Raw genomic sequence first — 15,902 nt, 5'->3', positions numbered from 1 at the left:
CTATAAAGAAGATGTGGTATCGTCTTTTTTTGTTAGGGCTAATACTGTATCAATATTATTCAGCGGCATAATGTGGATGCCATGGGATATATGTTTTAATTTTTCAATTGTGCGGCGCGCAATGGCTATGCCTGCTTCTTTGCCACCTTGTTTCATTTCTTCCATAATGGCTGCTGGAATATTGATTCCAGGAACCTTTTCATGAAGATACTGTGCCATTTTATAGCTTTTTAACGGCAAAATGCCCATGAGCACATAAATAGGTAAGTCACTAACTTCACTCATAAAGCGTTCAGCAACAGCAATGTCATAAATAGGTTGTGTCTGAGTAAACCGAGCTCCCGCAGCAATTTTAGCTTTGAGTTTTTCTAATTCCAATTTAGGATTTTTAGCATCAGGATTTACAGCTGTACCAATAAAAAAATGAGTTGGTGAATCGAGGGAATGCCCGGTTTTATCAAGACCCTGATTGAGGGTGTTGGCTAGCTGAATTAGGCCTGTTGAATCTGTTTCAAATACGCCTGTGGCGTCAGGGTGATCACCACGTTTTGGGTCGTCGCCTGTAAGGGTTAAAATATTTGTTACACCCAGTGCAGCGGCGCCAAGTAATTCTGATTGCAAGCCAATAATATTTCGGTCGCGGCAGGTTAGATGAAAGATCGTTTCAATACCTACTTTAATCTGAATAATATGAGATAAGGCAATGGGGCTCATGCGCATGTTAGCCATGGGGCTGTCGGCAATATTGATGGCATCTACTGAGCCGTGTAAGCGCGTGGCTTCCTGTAAGGTTTTACTCGCTTCACTGCTTTTTGGTGGGTCCAACTCTACTGTGATGGTGAAGACACCGCGTTGTAGTTTTTCTCGTAAGGTCATGACCATTCTCCTTGTATACTTACTGTTTTAGCATATCGGACAGCAGCAACTCCGTCACCTGCATAATTATCAGCTCCCACTTCTTGGGCGTATTCGGGTGTGACAACAGCGCCGCCGATAATAATTTTGACAGGAAGCTGAGCTTTTCTTAGTGCGTCAATAGTCACTGCAATTTGGGGCATTGTTGTCGTCATTAGGGCGCACAGGCCAACAATGTTCGCTTTAAACTTTTTCGTTGCATCGACAATTTTTTCTGCGGGCACATCTTTACCGAGATCAATAATAGTGAAGCCGTTATTTTCGAGCAGGGCGGCTACAATATTTTTGCCTAAATCATGAATGTCTCCCTTGACCGTAGCCAAAATGACTGTGCCAAGACTAAGCTGTGTCTGATTGGGCATTAACTTTTTCATCGTCTGAAAGGCAGCTCGCATGGTTTCCGCCGATAGCAGGACTTGTGGCAAGAAGCAACGGCCTGCTCCGAAAGCATCACCCACGTCATTCATGGCGGCTGTCAAGGCCTCATCTGTAATGGTAAGTGGGGTGTTTTTTTGCTCTAAGGCTTCTCTAACGAGGCTTGTCACGCCTTCGACTTCACCATTTATGACAGCATTTTTAATTTGTAAGAGAATGGGCTGATCAGCTGTGCTCATCGTATCGTTTTTCGGTAAGGACTGGGTATAGTTTTTACTATAATTCTGTCCGCCGATGTCATGACCCAGGAGAACAGATGAGGCAGCGATGGTTTCAGCCATGCGTACATTATAGGGGTTAATGATAGGGGCATTGAGTCCTGCTGATAGGGCCATAGCACAGAAGGCGCTGTTGACTAGATCGCGCTCAGGCAGACCGTAGGAAATGTTGCTTAAGCCGCCTGTAATGGAGGTGCGATAGTGTTCACGGTATAAGCGAATGGTATTTAAGGCTTCTTGACCGGCTGTTGGTTCGGCAGCTGCCGTTAAGATGAGGGCATCAAGAAGCAAATCTTTTTCTTTAAGACCGCAGGCATAAGCTGCATGAATAACTTGTTTGATAATGTTTAACCGTTCTGCCGCTGTCTTTGGTACACCAGAAGGAGAAAGGGGGAGACAGAGGATGGCTGCACCATATTTCTTTGCGAGCGGGAGAAAATCACGAATCCTTTCGGGTTCGGCTGTTACGGAGTTAATTAAGGCGCGTCCCGGATAGGCTCTAAGGCCTGCTTCAAGTGCTTTGGCATCTGTTGTATCAATGGAAAAGGGAACATCAACAAGCATGGATAATTGTTCTACAGCCTCTTTCATGACAGCGGCTTGATTGATGCCTGGTACGCCCATATTAATGTCCAGAATATCAGCTCCTGCGCGTACTTGCAGGAGTGCTTCTTTTTTTACGGCAATATATGAACCGGTTTTAATATCTTGTTGTAACAATTTTCGGCCTGTGGGATTAATTCTTTCGCCAATAAGTGCGGGCGGGAGTTTAGGACTTAGCCGGACAACTTTACTGCGACTCGTTAAGATTAAAGAAATGTCTGCTGATTTTCTTTGTCTCTTAGGCTCAGGACAAGCTAGAGCAGCTGTTTTCATTGTGGAAATATGCTTAGGTGTTGTTCCGCAACAGCCGCCGAGATAGGTAGCCCCAGCGGCTATGAGGGCTGGAACGTATGTTGCCATGGCATCTGGATTTAGCGGAAAGACCGTTTCGCCATTGTGGAGCTCCGGCATGCCTGCATTAGGCTGGGCGCTAATAGGAAGAGTTGTGTTGTCTGCTAGCTCCTGAATGATCGGAATGAGCTGCTGTGGTCCTAATGAGCAGTTGGCTCCAATGACACTTGCTCCCATGGCTTCTAATAAATTGGCAGCAGCGGCAGGGGTTGTTCCTGTCACCGTGCGACCATCCGGTCCAAATGTGAGCTGACAAATAACAGGCTTTGTTGATGCTGCTTTGGCTGCAAGGAGTGCCGCTCGCATTTCCTGAATGTCAATAATTGTTTCAATTAATATATAATCGACGCCACCTTCATCAAGGGCGCGGATTTGTTCAACAAAAGCTTGATAGGCTTCTTCGAAATCTAGATCACCTAATGGGGCAATCAGTTTTCCTGTCGGTCCGACGGAGCCAGCCACTTTGGCTTGTGTTCCCACAGCTTGCCGGGCTAGGTAGGCAGCTGTTTTATTTATTTTTTCTACATCATTTTGTAGATTGTAGTGACTGAGTTTGAGTCGATTGGCACCAAAGGTATTTGTTTCAATAATGGTAGAACCCGCAGCTAAATAGGCTTGATGAATAGCTGTAATGGCTGTTGGATTTTCTAGATTGTATGCTTCCGGGCAATAACCTGATGGCATTCCTGCTTGTTGCAGCATAGTTCCCATGGCTCCATCAAATATATGGATCATATTAAATCTCCTTTCGGGCAAGACAGTTTTTTTGTGCACATGTAGCGCAAGGGGGTTGAGGCATAACGTTTTGACAGCGCTCTTTAGAGCGAAGGCCAATGGCGGCAGTAATGGACTTACGTGGTTGTAACATGAACGATTCTGTGGCAGTAAGACCAATGGCTTCTGCATGTAGGGCCGTTAGTAGGTCTCGTTGAATCGTAATATTCCAGTTGCCATAGCCAGGACTAAATCGCCAAGTTGTTGCGTAGCCTTCTTTAGCAGCGAGAGAGTCAATAAGATGGTTCACTTGATCGGCGATACTTTCGACAGTTGCTGTGGCTGCTGCATCAAGGAGTAACCCCGCCGTATAATTTCCTGTTGAAAAATGATTTGTAATGGTGGTTTCGACTTGTTCACCAATGGTGACAGCTATTATGGCTGCATAGCTGCAATTTGCCAGGTGTTTCGTGATGCTGCTTCCAAGTAAGTGTAGGGGCGGCGTAGATTGAATGAGTTGGTTGAGCTCATTATAGGAATAAATTTCATAGACCCCTTGTGGTTTGGCAAGTAATTGTGCTTCAAGCAGAGCATTTTGGATGGACGATTCTGGGAAATGATCCTTAGATTTAATTCCAGCATAACGTTTTGTTTCATCATAAGAGACATTGAGTAACTGTCCATTGTATAAAGGCATGTTTATTCACCCGGTTTTTGCTAAAAAGTAACATGAACTTGTCATCTTGTCAAGAAAAACAGTATTTTACTTATTCATTCTACGCCGTTTGTGTTTATCCCTATATATGATGCAATCTTTATCTTATTCTCAAATTTATTGTTCTCTAGCGATGTTCTGTGGGATAAGTTTACTAATATTATAAAGTTATTAATAATTACATTTTATATTATGTAAACCAAATAACGTACTTTTCGACTTTTATTTCTATTAATGGCAGTTTTATTATTTCATCTGGCCAATGTTTAACACCATTTTGTTATTGGCATAGTCAAATCGGGTCGAAGCCTATCACTTATTGCACTTCCCTTTTAGCTCTGGGGGGCAGGAAATTGATCTTTCTTTGTGGAATGAGTGATTAGATTATTGTTTAAAAAATATGAGGTGAACATTTTGGTTAAGGTAATTGCCATTGCAAATCAAAAGGGCGGCGTTGGCAAGACAACAACGGCTGTTAATTTAAGTGCATGTTTAGCTGATTTAGGTAAAAAAATATTGCTTGTTGATTTAGACCCCCAAGGAAATTCTACAAGTGGTTTGGGTCATAATAAAGCCACCATGAAATATTCTATTTATGATGCCCTTGTGAATGACGTAGAACCGGATCAGCTTGTGATTTCTACGGAACTTGAAAATTTAAAACTCATCCCTGCTACGATTCAACTAGCTGGTGCTGAAATTGAGCTTGTCACAGTTATGTCACGCGAAACAAAATTAAAACGGATTTTAGATAAAGTGAAGTTTCAGTTTGATTACGTAATTATTGATTGTCCGCCTTCATTAGGATTGCTTACCATTAATTCATTAACTGCGGCAAATTCTGTGTTAGTTCCTATTCAATGTGAATTTTATGCCCTTGAGGGTGTGACGCAGCTCATGAATACAGTTTCACTTGTTCAGAAAAACTTGAATCCGGCGTTAACGTTGGAAGGTGTATTATTGACCATGTTTGATGCGCGCACAAATTTATCGATTCAAGTTGTTGATGAAGTGAAAAAACATTTTCGTCATAAAGTTTATCAAACCATTATACCCCGTAATATTCGATTAAGTGAAGCACCGAGTCATGGTAAACCCGTTATTTTATATGATAGTCATTCTAGGGGAGCGGAAGTATATTGTGATTTAGCGAAAGAGGTGGTTGATGATGAATAAACACGGTTTGGGACGAGGAATTGAGGCATTAATACCTATATCGACAGATGAACATCGAGAGGCTGTTCCTGAAATTGATATTGTAAAAATTGTGGCCAATCCTTTTCAACCTCGCCGAGTATTTGATGAGGAAGCGTTAAGTGAACTTGCTTTATCCATTAAACAATATGGTGTATTACAGCCTGTTGTTGTACGGCAAACCCTGTCTGGCTATGAACTTGTTGCTGGAGAAAGAAGATGGCGAGCAGCGCAGCTAGCGGGCCTTCATGTTATACCTGCGATAGTTAAAGATTATACAGACGGTGAAATGACGGAGATTGCCTTGATTGAGAATCTGCAACGGGAAAATTTAAATCCTATTGAAGAAGGCCAGGCCTACCGCCGTCTAATGCATGAGTTTGGTTTGACACAAGAAGAAGTTTCTCAAAAAATTGGCCGCAGCCGTTCACTTATTGCCAATATGGTGCGTCTTCTCAATTTACCTGAGGAAATTCGTGATCATGTTTCACGTGGAACAATTTCCATGGGACAGGCTCGTCCGCTATTAACACTGGAGAGTACAGAATTGCAGTTAAAAGCTCTTGAAATGATTATTGAGAATGATTTATCGGCTCGTGATGTAGAGGAACTTGTAAGAAAACTAGCTCTTAATCATAAACTTCCTGAACAGATTGCTAAGCAAAGAGAGGATCAGGAGCAAAAAGAATACTTTTTCATCGAAGTGGAAGATAAGCTAAAATTATTGTTAGGTACGCAAGTCAAAATTAAGCCAGGAAAATTAAAAAGTAAAATTGAAATTGAATATTATTCACCTGATGATTTGGAACGATTATTAGAATTATTTCAGCAAAAAGAAGCAGCAGCAACAGTTGCACCACAAACAACCTTTGTTGTGTAATTTGTTTCACGTGAAACACAGAGGGGGATAGAATGAGACAAGAACAGGATGTGCTTGGTAAGAAAAGCATTGCTGATGATTGTTATTATGGAATTCATACTGCGCGGGCTCATGAAAACTTTGATTTAAGCAGAGTGCCCGTTCATCCTGATTTAATTAAAGCCTTAGCCATGATTAAATATTGCTGTGCCCAAGCGAATAGTGAATTGAATTTGCTTGACAGTAAAAAAGCTCAAGCTATTTGCCAAGCGGCGCAAGAAGTCATCCAGGGTCAGTGGCGCGATCAATTTTCCCTTGATGCTCTGCAAGGGGGAGCAGGGACGTCAACAAATATGAATATGAATGAAGTATTGGCCAATCGGGCCTTGGAAATATTAGGTTATGACAGAGGCTGTTATGATGTAATTCATCCGATTAATGATGTAAATAAGCATCAATCAACGAATGATGTTTATCCTACAGCACTTAAGGTAGCGGCTATTTGGCTGCTAAAAGATTTAAGTGAAGCCTGTGCCTTCTTACAGGAAGCATTGCAAAAAAAAGAAGCAGAGTTTGCACAAATTATTAAAATTGGTCGTACAGAATTACAAGATGCGGTACCTATTATGCTTGGTCAGGAATTTGGTGCTTATGCTCAAGCAATTGCACGAGATCGTTGGCGAATTTATAAGGTAGAGGAGAGGTTGCGCCAAGTAAATTTAGGTGGAACAGCTATTGGGACAGGTCTCAATGCTGAACGCAAATATATTTATCTTGTGAATGAGAAACTAGCTTTAGCAGCTAAAATCGGACTTGCTAGAGCTGAAGATATGATTGATGCCACACAAAATGCTGATGTCTTTGTTGAAGTATCAGGCCTTATTAAAACGCTGGCTGTTAATTTAGGGAAAATTGCTCATGACTTGCGGTTAATGTCCTCAGGTCCGCGCTGCGGCTTGGGGGAAATCAATTTACCCGAACTTCAGGCTGGTTCATCTATTATGCCTGGCAAAGTAAATCCCGTACTTCCTGAAGCAGTTAATCAGGTGGCCTTTCAGGTCATTTCAAGTGATGTGGCCATTAGTTTGGCGGCTCAGTCAGGACAACTCGAATTAAATGCATTTTTGCCGCTCATTGCGCATCATTTATTGGGAAATATCTCGTTGCTTAAGCGTACAGTGACGTTGTTTACAGAGAAATGTATTCAAGGTATCACAGCGAATGCTCAAGCTTGTCATGATCAGTTACAACAAAGTCTGGCAGTTGCTACGGCCCTAGTTCCTGCAATTGGCTATGATGCAGCAAGTGCCATTGCCCATCAAGCATTTGCTGAACACAAATCAGTGCTTCAAATAGCTCAGCAAAGCGGATACCTATCGCCAAGCGAACTAGCTGAAATATTACAGCCCGAAAGAATGACTCGTCCCATGTCACATGCAAATAGAAAGAGGAAATAAGAATGAATGAAGCACCGAAAGGTTCACGTTTGCATATTGCTCTATTTGGACGCCGGAATGCTGGAAAATCAAGTTTAATTAATGCTCTGACGAATCAAGATATTGCTCTTGTATCACCTGTACCAGGGACAACAACTGATCCTGTATATAAGGCTATGGAAATATTACCTATTGGACCTGTCATGATGATTGATACGGCAGGTATTGATGACGAAGGTGAATTGGGTGTCAAACGGGTGGAAAAAAGTCTGCATGTTTTGGCTAAGGCCGATTTGGTGTTGCTTGTTATCGATGTTGTGCAAGGAATTACGAATGAAGAAAAGAGCTTACTCCAGACATTTCGCTCAAAAAAAATTCCTGCTATTGTTGTGGCCAATAAAAGTGATCTTCATAACCTGACAGAAAAAGAACGGCAGGCTTGGGAACAGGACCTCGGTGGAACCTTTGTTACTGTTAGTGCCATAAATAAGCAAGGAATTGAACAATTAAAGCAAGTCATTATTAAAGAGGCACCTACCGACTGGGAAGGATTGCCTGTTATTGGCGATCTTGTAACAGGTGGGGATACAGTTGTACTTGTCGTGCCCATTGATTTGGCCGCACCCAAGGGGCGGCTAATTTTACCGCAAGTGCAGACCATTCGTGATTTACTTGATCATGATGCTTTTTGTATTGTTGTGAAAGAACGGGAATTACGGGCCGCTCTCGATAATTTGAAAGTTCCGCCTAAATTGATTGTGACGGATTCGCAGGAATTTTTAAAAGTTGCTGCTGATACGCCACAAGGAGTTGAGTTGACGTCTTTCTCGATTCTTTTTGCGCGACACAAAGGCGATTTAAATTCTCTTGTTGCAGGAGCGCGGCGCATTGACGAACTGAAAATTGGTGATAGAATTTTAATTGCCGAAGGGTGTACGCATCATCGTCAGGCTGACGATATTGGGCATGTGAAAATTCCACGGTGGCTGCGGCAGATTGTGGGCGGTGAACTTGAATTTGACTGGGTCGCAGGCGGCGATTTTCCTAGTGATTTATCATCTTATCAATTAATTGTTCATTGTGGCGCATGTATGCTCAACAGGCGTGAAATGCTGTCCCGTCTGGCACTCGCACATGAACAAAATATTCCCATAGTAAATTATGGTGTTCTTATTGCTCATGTGAATGGTATTTTATCTAAAGCCTTAAGTCCTTTCCCTTTGGCACAGTTAATTTATGAAGAAGGCATGGAGTAATGGTGCCTTCTATTTATCTTGATAATGGTGCAACGAGTTGGCCTAAACCGGAAAGTGTTTATTTGGCTGCTGATCAGGCTCTTCGTATGGGTGGCAGCGCGGGTCGAGGCAGTCATAATTTAGCCTTAGAAGCGAATAAAGTGTTACTTGAAGCAAGAAAAAATCTAGGTGAATTATTTCACTTAAATTTCATTGACCACATTTCATTTACGTTGAATGCCACAGATGCCATCAATACTGCCTTGTTTGGCTTGCTTGGCTCCGGTGACGTTGTCGTTACGACAGCTATGGAACATAATTCTGTTGTACGCCCCTTGTGTGTACTGAGGGAAAAAGGGGTCATCCTTCGTGTTGTTCGCTGCACAAGTACAGGAATTATTGATAAGACAGATTTACAAGAAAAAATACGGGGTGCCAAATTGCTTGTATTGAGTCATGCTTCAAATGTGACTGGACAGATTGTATCGCTTGAAGAAATTATTGAGGTAGCTCATTCAGCGCATTGTTTGGTTCTTGTTGACGCGGCACAAACAGCGGGAAGTTATCCTATTGACGCTAGCAAGCTAGACATTGATTTATTGGCTTTTAGTGGGCATAAGGGTTTATTGGGGCCTCAGGGTACGGGGGGATTATATGTTGCTCCTGAAATAGAACTACAGCCTCTGCGCTTTGGCGGAACAGGAAGTCAGTCCGAATCGGAAGAACAGCCTGGATTTTATCCTGATCGCTTGGAAAGTGGCACGCAAAATATGCCCGGTATTGCCGGACTTGCTGCAGGAGTCCAGAGTGTTTTAGCGCAAGGCGTTGCTGCTATTTACCATAAGGAACAGCTTTTAAGCCGAAAATTAAGGGAAGGCTTGGCATCGATTTCAGGTGTTCAATTATTAGGCGAAAGCAAAGGTCCCCATACATCTGTCGTATCTTTTGTTATAGGAGGAAAGGATAGTTCACTTGTTGGCTATTTGTTGGAAAAAGAGTATCATATTATTTGTCGCTCAGGACTGCATTGCTCTCCATGGGCGCATCAGGTACTTGGTACCTTGCAGTCTGGTGCCGTCAGGTTCAGTCCGGGTTATTTTACGACTGACAGCGAGATTAGAGCGACGATTGGGGCTGTTGATGCAATTAGCAGGGAGGATTTTTACGTATGAGGGGTACACTAGTCAATGTTGCAGCAGTACTGGGTGGTACATTTGTTGGTCTTGTGTTAAAACAAGGAATATCTGTAAAATATCGTACAAGTGTGATGCAAGTACTTGCTTTAGCTGTTTTTCTTATCGGTGCGCAGATGGCACTGAAAACACAGAATGTGCTGATTGTCATTCTGAGTCTCATTAGTGGTACCATGATTGGTGAGGCACTTAATATTGATGAAAGATTAAATAATTTTGGTAAATGGCTCACGAATCGTGTAGGAACAGAAAATTCATCGAATATTGGGCAGGCTTTTGTTACGACAAGTTTAGTATTTTGTGTTGGCGCGATGGCTGTTGTGGGGGCGCTGCAAGATGGTTTAACAGGGGATGCATCGACATTATACGCAAAAAGTATACTTGATGGCATAGCCTCTATTGTTTTTACGGCAACAATGGGTATCGGAGTGGCTTTATCAACGTTACCCATCTTGATTTATCAAGGGGGCATTACATTACTTGCCAGTTTCGTTAGCCCCTATTTATCAGAGGCTGTCATTCGGGAGATGACGGCTGTTGGAGGACTTATGATTATTGGAATCAGTCTGGTCATGTTTGATTTTAAGAAAATTAAAGTGGCTAATTGGTTACCTGCTCTCCCGATGGCCATTTTTATTACGCTATTCTGGCCAGTTTAAAATAGAAAGGTGCGAAAATAAGATGGATATACAGATGATTGCCTCCTTTATTACTAGTAATTTGGAGTGGATGATTTTAGGTTTAACAGGGGGTATCTTTTTAGCTCTTATTGTTTTTATTCAGATTAATATCAAGTTATCCAAGCTGACTAAAAGGTATCGAAAGTTAATGGCTGGCTCGGAGGGGCTAAACCTGGAGAGATTGCTTATGACTCATATTGATGAAGTTCATGGAGTTGTAAAAAAAGTGGATCATCTTGAACAGGTATGTCAGACGATTAAAGAAGAGAGTTTGACAAATATAAAAAAAGTGGGAATTGTTCGTTTTAATGCTTTTGAAGATACAGGCAGTGATTTAAGTTTTGCCATAGCTTTTCTTGACGAACAGAGCAATGGATTGGTGTTATCCAGTATTTTTGGCAGGAGTGAATCGCGTGTTTATGCCAAGCCCATTGCTAATGGACAATCAAGCTATTTTTTATCGGACGAAGAAAAAGCCGCTCTTGCTCAGGCCAAAAATAAATGAATGCGAATTATCTTAAAGGCCCACTCAGTTAAGTGGGCCTTTAGTCATATAAAATAAAAAAATCAAGCAGGATTTTATTTAAATACTGCGAAATATAATAAAGTTAAATTGTATTTTTTTAATACAGGTGGTGAAGGAATGAAAATTAAACTTTCTCAATTGAAACAACAGGAATGTTGTTTTACTGTGTCGTCTAATCGTGGGCAGCCAATAAGACAGATCAAAGTTTCTGCTCAGCACCTCATGGTTGGGGTTATTGGTTTCGTAGGTGTATTTTTGTATTCCCTTGGTGCCTTAGTATATTTTCATTATACTGCACCTCATGACAATCAGGAGCAAGCGGAATATGCACGGTTGCAACAAGTCAATGCGGCTCAAACGCAAGAATTAACGAAGTTAGAGCAGAAAACGGCACAAATGCAAGATAATATGAACCGGTTAAATGCTCTTGATGCTGATCTTAGGCGGCTACTCAATACAGATGAAACACAACAAACGTCGCGGTCGGGTAGTGGCCTTCATAATACTTTGTTTAAAGGGCAAGGGGGCCCTTCAGCACCCGAGAAAATACAAAATGTTGAACAACAGCTAAGTGAATTACAGGCGGCTATACAAACGCGTGAACAAAGCTTATTAGAAATTAAAACGCGCATTAATGAAAAAAATGCGCGTCTCGCTTGTACTCCTTCCATATGGCCTGTTGAAGGCGAAGTGACTTCGCCTTTTGGTTATCGTAGTTCGCCTTTTGGCGGTGGAAGTGACTTTCATCCAGGCATTGATATTGCCAATAATTATGGTACACCTGTTCATGCTACAGCAGATGGTGTTGTTGTTTTTGCTGGTTGGTATAATGGTTACGGAAACTTAATTCAAGTAGATCACGGTTATGGAATTGTTAGTTTTTATGGACACAATCAAGCCCTTCTGGTACAAGTGGGGCAAACAGTAAAAAAAGGCGATATTATTTCGGAAATGGGCAGCACAGGTCTGAGTACAGGTCCACATACTCATTATGAAATTCGCGTAAATGGTACGGCTGTCGACCCCATGACCTTTTTATGAGTAATAATCACCAGGAATAAAAGAGCATCTCTTGTAGACACTAATATTGCAGTGAACTACAGGAGGTGCTTTTTATGTTCAAGGTAACTGTTGAAACAGGTCTTGATGATATTAAAGCCCACTTGAGCACATGTGGTTACGAAGTCATTGACATGGAAAAATGTGTTCGTCCTGTGCAAGCTGTTGTTTTTTCTGGTCTTCCTCTCTCAAAACCGCTGACGCAAAGGGTTAATAGTGATGTTACTTTCCTGGTAAATGCGACAAATCTTACGAAGGAACAAGTGGTGGAACGTCTCCAGGAGCCATTTTGTTAAGTCGTTATCTGGCTCGAGAGACAGACTCGCGGAGGTGATGATTTTGCAGGGCATCATAGCAGTCGAAAGTACTTTGTCGAATATCTGCACCGCCTTGGAAACGGAAGGCTATGAAGTTGTCACACTGGAAGCTGAAGAAGTAGACGATGTAGATGCTATCGTTGTCAGCGGGTTGGACAGCAATTTTCTGAACATGCAAGAAACGGTAACAGAAGTTCCTGTTATTAATGCAGCAGGAAAGACAACTCAGGAAGTGCTGGAGGAACTAGAAAAACTGTAACAGACAGAAAGGCAGGCGAGTCATCTTGCCTGTCTTTCTGCTAGGTAGGGGCCCACATATAAAGGAGGTGGTGTTATTTTTCGTAATCCCAAGGCAATGCCGTTCGCAATGATATCAGCCATTTTCATGACGATGCTGAGACGGGTACTTTGTAATACGAGGTGTTCCATAAAGCCTCCCACATTGACAATGCCTGTAATATGAGCATCCCCCACAGAAGGCAATTCTTTGCTAACGGCAGCACCGGGTTTTAAAGCACCTTGTCCAATTGTTACTGAGCCCACACTGGCTAATTTACCAAGACAAGCATCAACAGCAATAATAAAGGAATGGGGAATTTTCTCATGAATCAGCTCAAGCGTAGTGACTAAGTTTGTGGCATGTACAGGATCATCTAATGTGCCAAACACGGGATGTTTCTGGGCCAGTAATTGCAGTTTGGCACCTGTTAAGGGGCCTAAGGCATCTCCTGTTGAGCGGTCGGTACCAATACAAACAATGACAATATCTAAGCTTGATTCATGGGCCTGTAAGGCGAAACATTCAATTTGACGGCTGATTTGAAAAATTGTTTGAGGATGATTCATATTTAGCTTTAGCTCTAGGGAAGAATCGCTCGAAAAAAACGGATTTAACATGAAATATGCTCCTGTCGTAAGATTTTAACAGTATTATGAATCAAATCGATCCATTCTATACTGAAAAATCACAAATCAGGGGTTTCCATGGTGACTCGGTATACAACAATACACTATTGACATCTGATTCATGCAAAATTATAATTGAAAGGAAGTACAAAAATTTATATAGAAAATACAAAGAATATCTATATTGTAATGTTGTAATGATTAGAGGGAGGGTAATTATGGGAAAGGGTAAAAGTAGATTTACCTGTTTGGCAGTTGGTTTAGCCATGTTTGCAAGCATGGTTGCTGGCTGTAGTACAGCAGCAGATTCCAAGGATATTAAAATTGGTGGCAATTTTGATTTAACAGGCGGAGCTGCTTCTTACGGACAGTCTGTGTCGAATGGTGCAAAGTTGGCTTTTAAACAAGTCAATGCAAATGGCGGCGTCTTAGGAAAGCAAATCAATTTTATTGTTGCTGATAATAAATCAGAACCTTCTGAATCAGCAAATGAGGCTACAAAGCTAATTACGCAAGATAAGGTTGTGGCCTTAATGGGGGCTGTAGCCAGTTCTAGTACTTTGGCTGCCGTGCCTATTGCTACAGACAATAAAATTCCTATGTTGACGCCTACATCAACAAATCCGCAAGTGACTGTTGGTAGTAATGGAAAAGTAAACGATTATATTTTCCGTTCTTGTTTTATTGATCCCTTCCAGGGCATCGTGATGGCGAATTTTGTAACAAAAACGTTAAAATCTAAAACAGCTGTAGTTTATGTAGATAGTAGTTCGGACTATTCCAAGGGGCTAGATCAGTTTTTCGAAGAGACTTTTATAAATAGTGGTGGACAAATTTTATCTAAAGAGGCTTTTTTGCAAAAAGATCAGGACTTTAAAGCCACATTAACAAAAATAAAAGCTTTAAATCCAGAAGTTATTTATGTACCTGGCTATTATGAAGAAGTAGGTAAAATCGTAAAACAAGCGCGTGAACTGGGGATTACTGTGCCTATCGTAGGTGGAGATGGTTGGGATTCGCCAAAACTAGTAGATATTGCTGGTAAAGACGCACTAAATAATACTTATTTTAGCAATCATTACTCAGTAGAAGATAAAGATCCAAAAGTAGTTCAATTTATTGCTGATTATCAGCAAGAATATCATCAAACGCCTGATGCCTTTGCTGCGCTGGCCTATGATGGTGCCATGATGCTTGTCGATGCTATCAAGCGCGCTGGCAGTGCTGAACCAGCGAAGATCAAAGATGCTTTAGCGCAAATTAAAGAGTTACCTCTCGTAACAGGCATTATCAGTTTGGATGCAAGTCATAATCCTATTAAAAGCGCTGTTATTATTGAGATGAAGGATGGTAAGCAAACATTTAAAGAAAAAATTAATCCCTGATTAGTAATAACCTATGATAAAATAAAAAAGGGATAAGGCTTGAGCCTTATCCTTTATTTTCCGTATATAATATGATTGGAGGGAAGGGCGTATGGATTCACTACTGCAACAATTTGTACAACAGTTAATCAACGGAATTTCATTAGGTAGCATCTATGCACTCATCGCACTCGGTTACACGATGGTGTACGGCATTATGAGACTGATTAATTTTGCTCATGGTGATATTTATATGGTTGGTGCCTATGTTGGTTTTTTTTCAACAACGCTGCTTCATGTCGGCTTTTTTCCAGCCCTCATCATCGCCATGGTGATGACAGGACTGGTTGGGATGCTTATTGAACGCGTTGCCTATCGACCGCTCCGAAGTGCACCGAAAATAGCCATCTTAATTACGGCTATTGGTGTCTCCTTGCTCCTCGAATATGGCGGTATTTTGCTCCTTACACCGCAGCCCCGGACTTTTCCCGCTATTTTTACTGCTACTGTCTATAATATAGGACCCCTTGTCATTAATAGTCAGCAAGTCTTAATCTTGGCAGTTTCCGTTGTTCTCATGGTTCTTTTAACTTATTTAGTTCAAAAAACGAAACTAGGCAAGGCCATGCGAGCCGTTTCTTTTGATACAGATGCAGCCATGTTGATGGGGATTAATGTAAACACCGTGATCTCCTTTACCTTCGGTGTGGGCAGTGCCTTAGCCGGAGCTGCCGGCGTCCTTGTCGGGGTTTACTACAACTCTATTGATCCTCTGATGGGCATTATGCCTGGCTTAAAAGCCTTTATTGCGGCTGTACTCGGCGGAATTGGCGTGATTCCCGGCGCCATGGCCGGCGGTGTCATTCTCGGGGTCATTGAGGCCCTTGTGAGTGGCTTTATTTCCTCTACCTTCCGCGATGCGGCTGCTTTCGGTATTTTGATTATTATCTTATTATTTAAACCATCGGGTCTGCTTGGTAAAAATGTAAGAGAGAAAGTGTAGGTGATAGTGATGAGTAGTATAAGTGAGAAAAATTCGAAAAACAAAAACGATCTTATTTTACTTGCTTGTTGCGCTGCCCTATACGTTTTTGTCCAAGGACTCATTGAATTCGATGTTATTGGACCCTTTTGGCAGCTCAATATTGTATTAATCTGTATTAATATTATTCTTGTAACAAG

Annotated in this window: 16 protein-coding genes; 12 read left to right on the top strand and 4 right to left on the bottom strand. The window is 41.7% G+C overall.

What is annotated here, in order from left to right:
• The 3 genes from Ga0466249_RS20705 to Ga0466249_RS20695 are packed head-to-tail and all read right to left on the bottom strand — an operon-like array spanning position 1 to position 3,933.
• The gene (locus Ga0466249_RS20705) at positions 1–876 is read right to left on the bottom strand and encodes a methylenetetrahydrofolate reductase (RefSeq protein ID WP_215831399.1); all 876 of its coding nucleotides are present in this window, start codon (positions 874–876) and stop codon (positions 1–3) included.
• Positions 873–3,257 (bottom strand): homocysteine S-methyltransferase family protein, encoded by a 2,385-nt coding sequence (locus Ga0466249_RS20700; RefSeq protein WP_215831398.1) that lies wholly within the window; start codon positions 3,255–3,257, stop codon positions 873–875. Before Ga0466249_RS20700 ends, Ga0466249_RS20705 begins: the two co-directional genes overlap by 4 nt.
• Before the next feature lies 1 nt (position 3,258).
• Positions 3,259–3,933: a vitamin B12 dependent-methionine synthase activation domain-containing protein gene (locus tag Ga0466249_RS20695; protein WP_215831397.1), complete on the bottom strand. Its 675-nt coding sequence runs from the start codon at positions 3,931–3,933 to the stop codon at positions 3,259–3,261.
• A gap of 423 nt (positions 3,934–4,356) precedes the next feature.
• On the opposite strand from Ga0466249_RS20695, the gene Ga0466249_RS20690 reads away from it, so the two are divergent.
• The 10 genes from Ga0466249_RS20690 to Ga0466249_RS20645 all read left to right on the top strand — a co-directional run bounded on the left by Ga0466249_RS20690 (position 4,357) and on the right by Ga0466249_RS20645 (position 12,709).
• Positions 4,357–5,127, top strand: a complete 771-nt coding sequence (locus tag Ga0466249_RS20690) for a ParA family protein (RefSeq protein ID WP_312889812.1) — start codon at positions 4,357–4,359, stop codon at positions 5,125–5,127.
• Positions 5,117–6,025 carry a ParB/RepB/Spo0J family partition protein gene (locus Ga0466249_RS20685; protein ID WP_215831395.1) on the top strand — a complete coding sequence of 303 codons (909 nt, stop codon included), beginning with the start codon at positions 5,117–5,119 and terminating at the stop codon, positions 6,023–6,025. Before Ga0466249_RS20690 ends, Ga0466249_RS20685 begins: the two co-directional genes overlap by 11 nt.
• 32 nt (positions 6,026–6,057) lie before the next feature.
• Positions 6,058–7,461 (top strand): aspartate ammonia-lyase, encoded by a 1,404-nt coding sequence (locus Ga0466249_RS20680; RefSeq protein WP_215831394.1) that lies wholly within the window; start codon positions 6,058–6,060, stop codon positions 7,459–7,461.
• Between the two features lie 2 nt (positions 7,462–7,463).
• The gene (hydF, locus tag Ga0466249_RS20675) at positions 7,464–8,696 is read left to right on the top strand and encodes a [FeFe] hydrogenase H-cluster maturation GTPase HydF (protein WP_215831393.1); all 1,233 of its coding nucleotides are present in this window, start codon (positions 7,464–7,466) and stop codon (positions 8,694–8,696) included.
• Complete coding sequence (locus Ga0466249_RS20670; protein WP_215831392.1) at positions 8,696–9,847, top strand: aminotransferase class V-fold PLP-dependent enzyme; 1,152 nt, start codon at positions 8,696–8,698, stop codon at positions 9,845–9,847. The genes hydF and Ga0466249_RS20670 overlap by 1 nt, the downstream gene beginning before the upstream one ends.
• The gene (locus Ga0466249_RS20665; RefSeq protein ID WP_215831391.1) at positions 9,844–10,527 is read left to right on the top strand and encodes a DUF554 domain-containing protein; all 684 of its coding nucleotides are present in this window, start codon (positions 9,844–9,846) and stop codon (positions 10,525–10,527) included. Before Ga0466249_RS20670 ends, Ga0466249_RS20665 begins: the two co-directional genes overlap by 4 nt.
• A 22-nt stretch (positions 10,528–10,549) precedes the next feature.
• The gene (locus Ga0466249_RS20660; protein ID WP_215831390.1) at positions 10,550–11,053 is read left to right on the top strand and encodes a DUF4446 family protein; all 504 of its coding nucleotides are present in this window, start codon (positions 10,550–10,552) and stop codon (positions 11,051–11,053) included.
• Positions 11,054–11,191: 138 nt separating this feature from the next.
• On the top strand, positions 11,192–12,115 hold the full coding sequence (locus Ga0466249_RS20655) for a M23 family metallopeptidase (RefSeq protein WP_215831389.1): 924 nt from the start codon (positions 11,192–11,194) through the stop codon (positions 12,113–12,115).
• Positions 12,116–12,189: 74 nt separating this feature from the next.
• The gene (locus Ga0466249_RS20650; RefSeq protein ID WP_215831388.1) at positions 12,190–12,429 is read left to right on the top strand and encodes a YkuS family protein; all 240 of its coding nucleotides are present in this window, start codon (positions 12,190–12,192) and stop codon (positions 12,427–12,429) included.
• Positions 12,430–12,472: 43 nt separating this feature from the next.
• A complete protein-coding gene (locus Ga0466249_RS20645) occupies positions 12,473–12,709 on the top strand; it encodes a YkuS family protein (RefSeq protein ID WP_215831387.1) in 237 nt (78 codons plus the stop codon).
• 20 nt (positions 12,710–12,729) lie between these two features.
• On the opposite strand, the gene yyaC is transcribed toward Ga0466249_RS20645, so the two are convergent.
• Complete coding sequence (gene yyaC / locus Ga0466249_RS20640) at positions 12,730–13,347, bottom strand: spore protease YyaC (RefSeq protein WP_215831386.1); 618 nt, start codon at positions 13,345–13,347, stop codon at positions 12,730–12,732.
• A 227-nt stretch (positions 13,348–13,574) separates the two neighbouring features.
• Between yyaC and Ga0466249_RS20635 the strand changes: the two genes are divergently transcribed.
• A complete protein-coding gene (locus tag Ga0466249_RS20635) occupies positions 13,575–14,741 on the top strand; it encodes an ABC transporter substrate-binding protein (protein WP_215831385.1) in 1,167 nt (388 codons plus the stop codon).
• Positions 14,742–14,832: 91 nt separating this feature from the next.
• Positions 14,833–15,723 carry a branched-chain amino acid ABC transporter permease gene (locus tag Ga0466249_RS20630; protein ID WP_215831384.1) on the top strand — a complete coding sequence of 297 codons (891 nt, stop codon included), beginning with the start codon at positions 14,833–14,835 and terminating at the stop codon, positions 15,721–15,723.
• Positions 15,724–15,902: the final 179 nt, after the last annotated feature.

This window comes from Pelorhabdus rhamnosifermentans (assembly GCF_018835585.1).
In the GTDB taxonomy this organism is placed as follows: domain Bacteria; phylum Bacillota; class Negativicutes; order UMGS1260; family UMGS1260; genus Pelorhabdus; species Pelorhabdus rhamnosifermentans.
This window is presented reverse-complemented; position numbering and strand designations above follow the sequence as displayed.

What these genes read in the sequence shown, in the direction of transcription:
- Ga0466249_RS20705 (WP_215831399.1), bottom strand. Translation starts at nt 876, where the DNA reads ATGACCTTACGAGAAAAACTACAACGCGGTGTCTTCACCATCACAGTA.
- Ga0466249_RS20700 (WP_215831398.1), bottom strand. Translation starts at nt 3,257, where the DNA reads ATGATCCATATATTTGATGGAGCCATGGGAACTATGCTGCAACAAGCA.
- Ga0466249_RS20695 (WP_215831397.1), bottom strand. Translation starts at nt 3,933, where the DNA reads ATGCCTTTATACAATGGACAGTTACTCAATGTCTCTTATGATGAAACA.
- Ga0466249_RS20685 (WP_215831395.1), top strand. Translation starts at nt 5,117, where the DNA reads ATGATGAATAAACACGGTTTGGGACGAGGAATTGAGGCATTAATACCT.
- Ga0466249_RS20680 (WP_215831394.1), top strand. Translation starts at nt 6,058, where the DNA reads ATGAGACAAGAACAGGATGTGCTTGGTAAGAAAAGCATTGCTGATGAT.
- hydF (WP_215831393.1), top strand. Translation starts at nt 7,464, where the DNA reads ATGAATGAAGCACCGAAAGGTTCACGTTTGCATATTGCTCTATTTGGA.
- Ga0466249_RS20670 (WP_215831392.1), top strand. Translation starts at nt 8,696, where the DNA reads ATGGTGCCTTCTATTTATCTTGATAATGGTGCAACGAGTTGGCCTAAA.
- Ga0466249_RS20665 (WP_215831391.1), top strand. Translation starts at nt 9,844, where the DNA reads ATGAGGGGTACACTAGTCAATGTTGCAGCAGTACTGGGTGGTACATTT.
- Ga0466249_RS20660 (WP_215831390.1), top strand. Translation starts at nt 10,550, where the DNA reads ATGGATATACAGATGATTGCCTCCTTTATTACTAGTAATTTGGAGTGG.
- Ga0466249_RS20655 (WP_215831389.1), top strand. Translation starts at nt 11,192, where the DNA reads ATGAAAATTAAACTTTCTCAATTGAAACAACAGGAATGTTGTTTTACT.
- Ga0466249_RS20650 (WP_215831388.1), top strand. Translation starts at nt 12,190, where the DNA reads ATGTTCAAGGTAACTGTTGAAACAGGTCTTGATGATATTAAAGCCCAC.
- yyaC (WP_215831386.1), bottom strand. Translation starts at nt 13,347, where the DNA reads ATGTTAAATCCGTTTTTTTCGAGCGATTCTTCCCTAGAGCTAAAGCTA.
- Ga0466249_RS20635 (WP_215831385.1), top strand. Translation starts at nt 13,575, where the DNA reads ATGGGAAAGGGTAAAAGTAGATTTACCTGTTTGGCAGTTGGTTTAGCC.
- Ga0466249_RS20630 (WP_215831384.1), top strand. Translation starts at nt 14,833, where the DNA reads ATGGATTCACTACTGCAACAATTTGTACAACAGTTAATCAACGGAATT.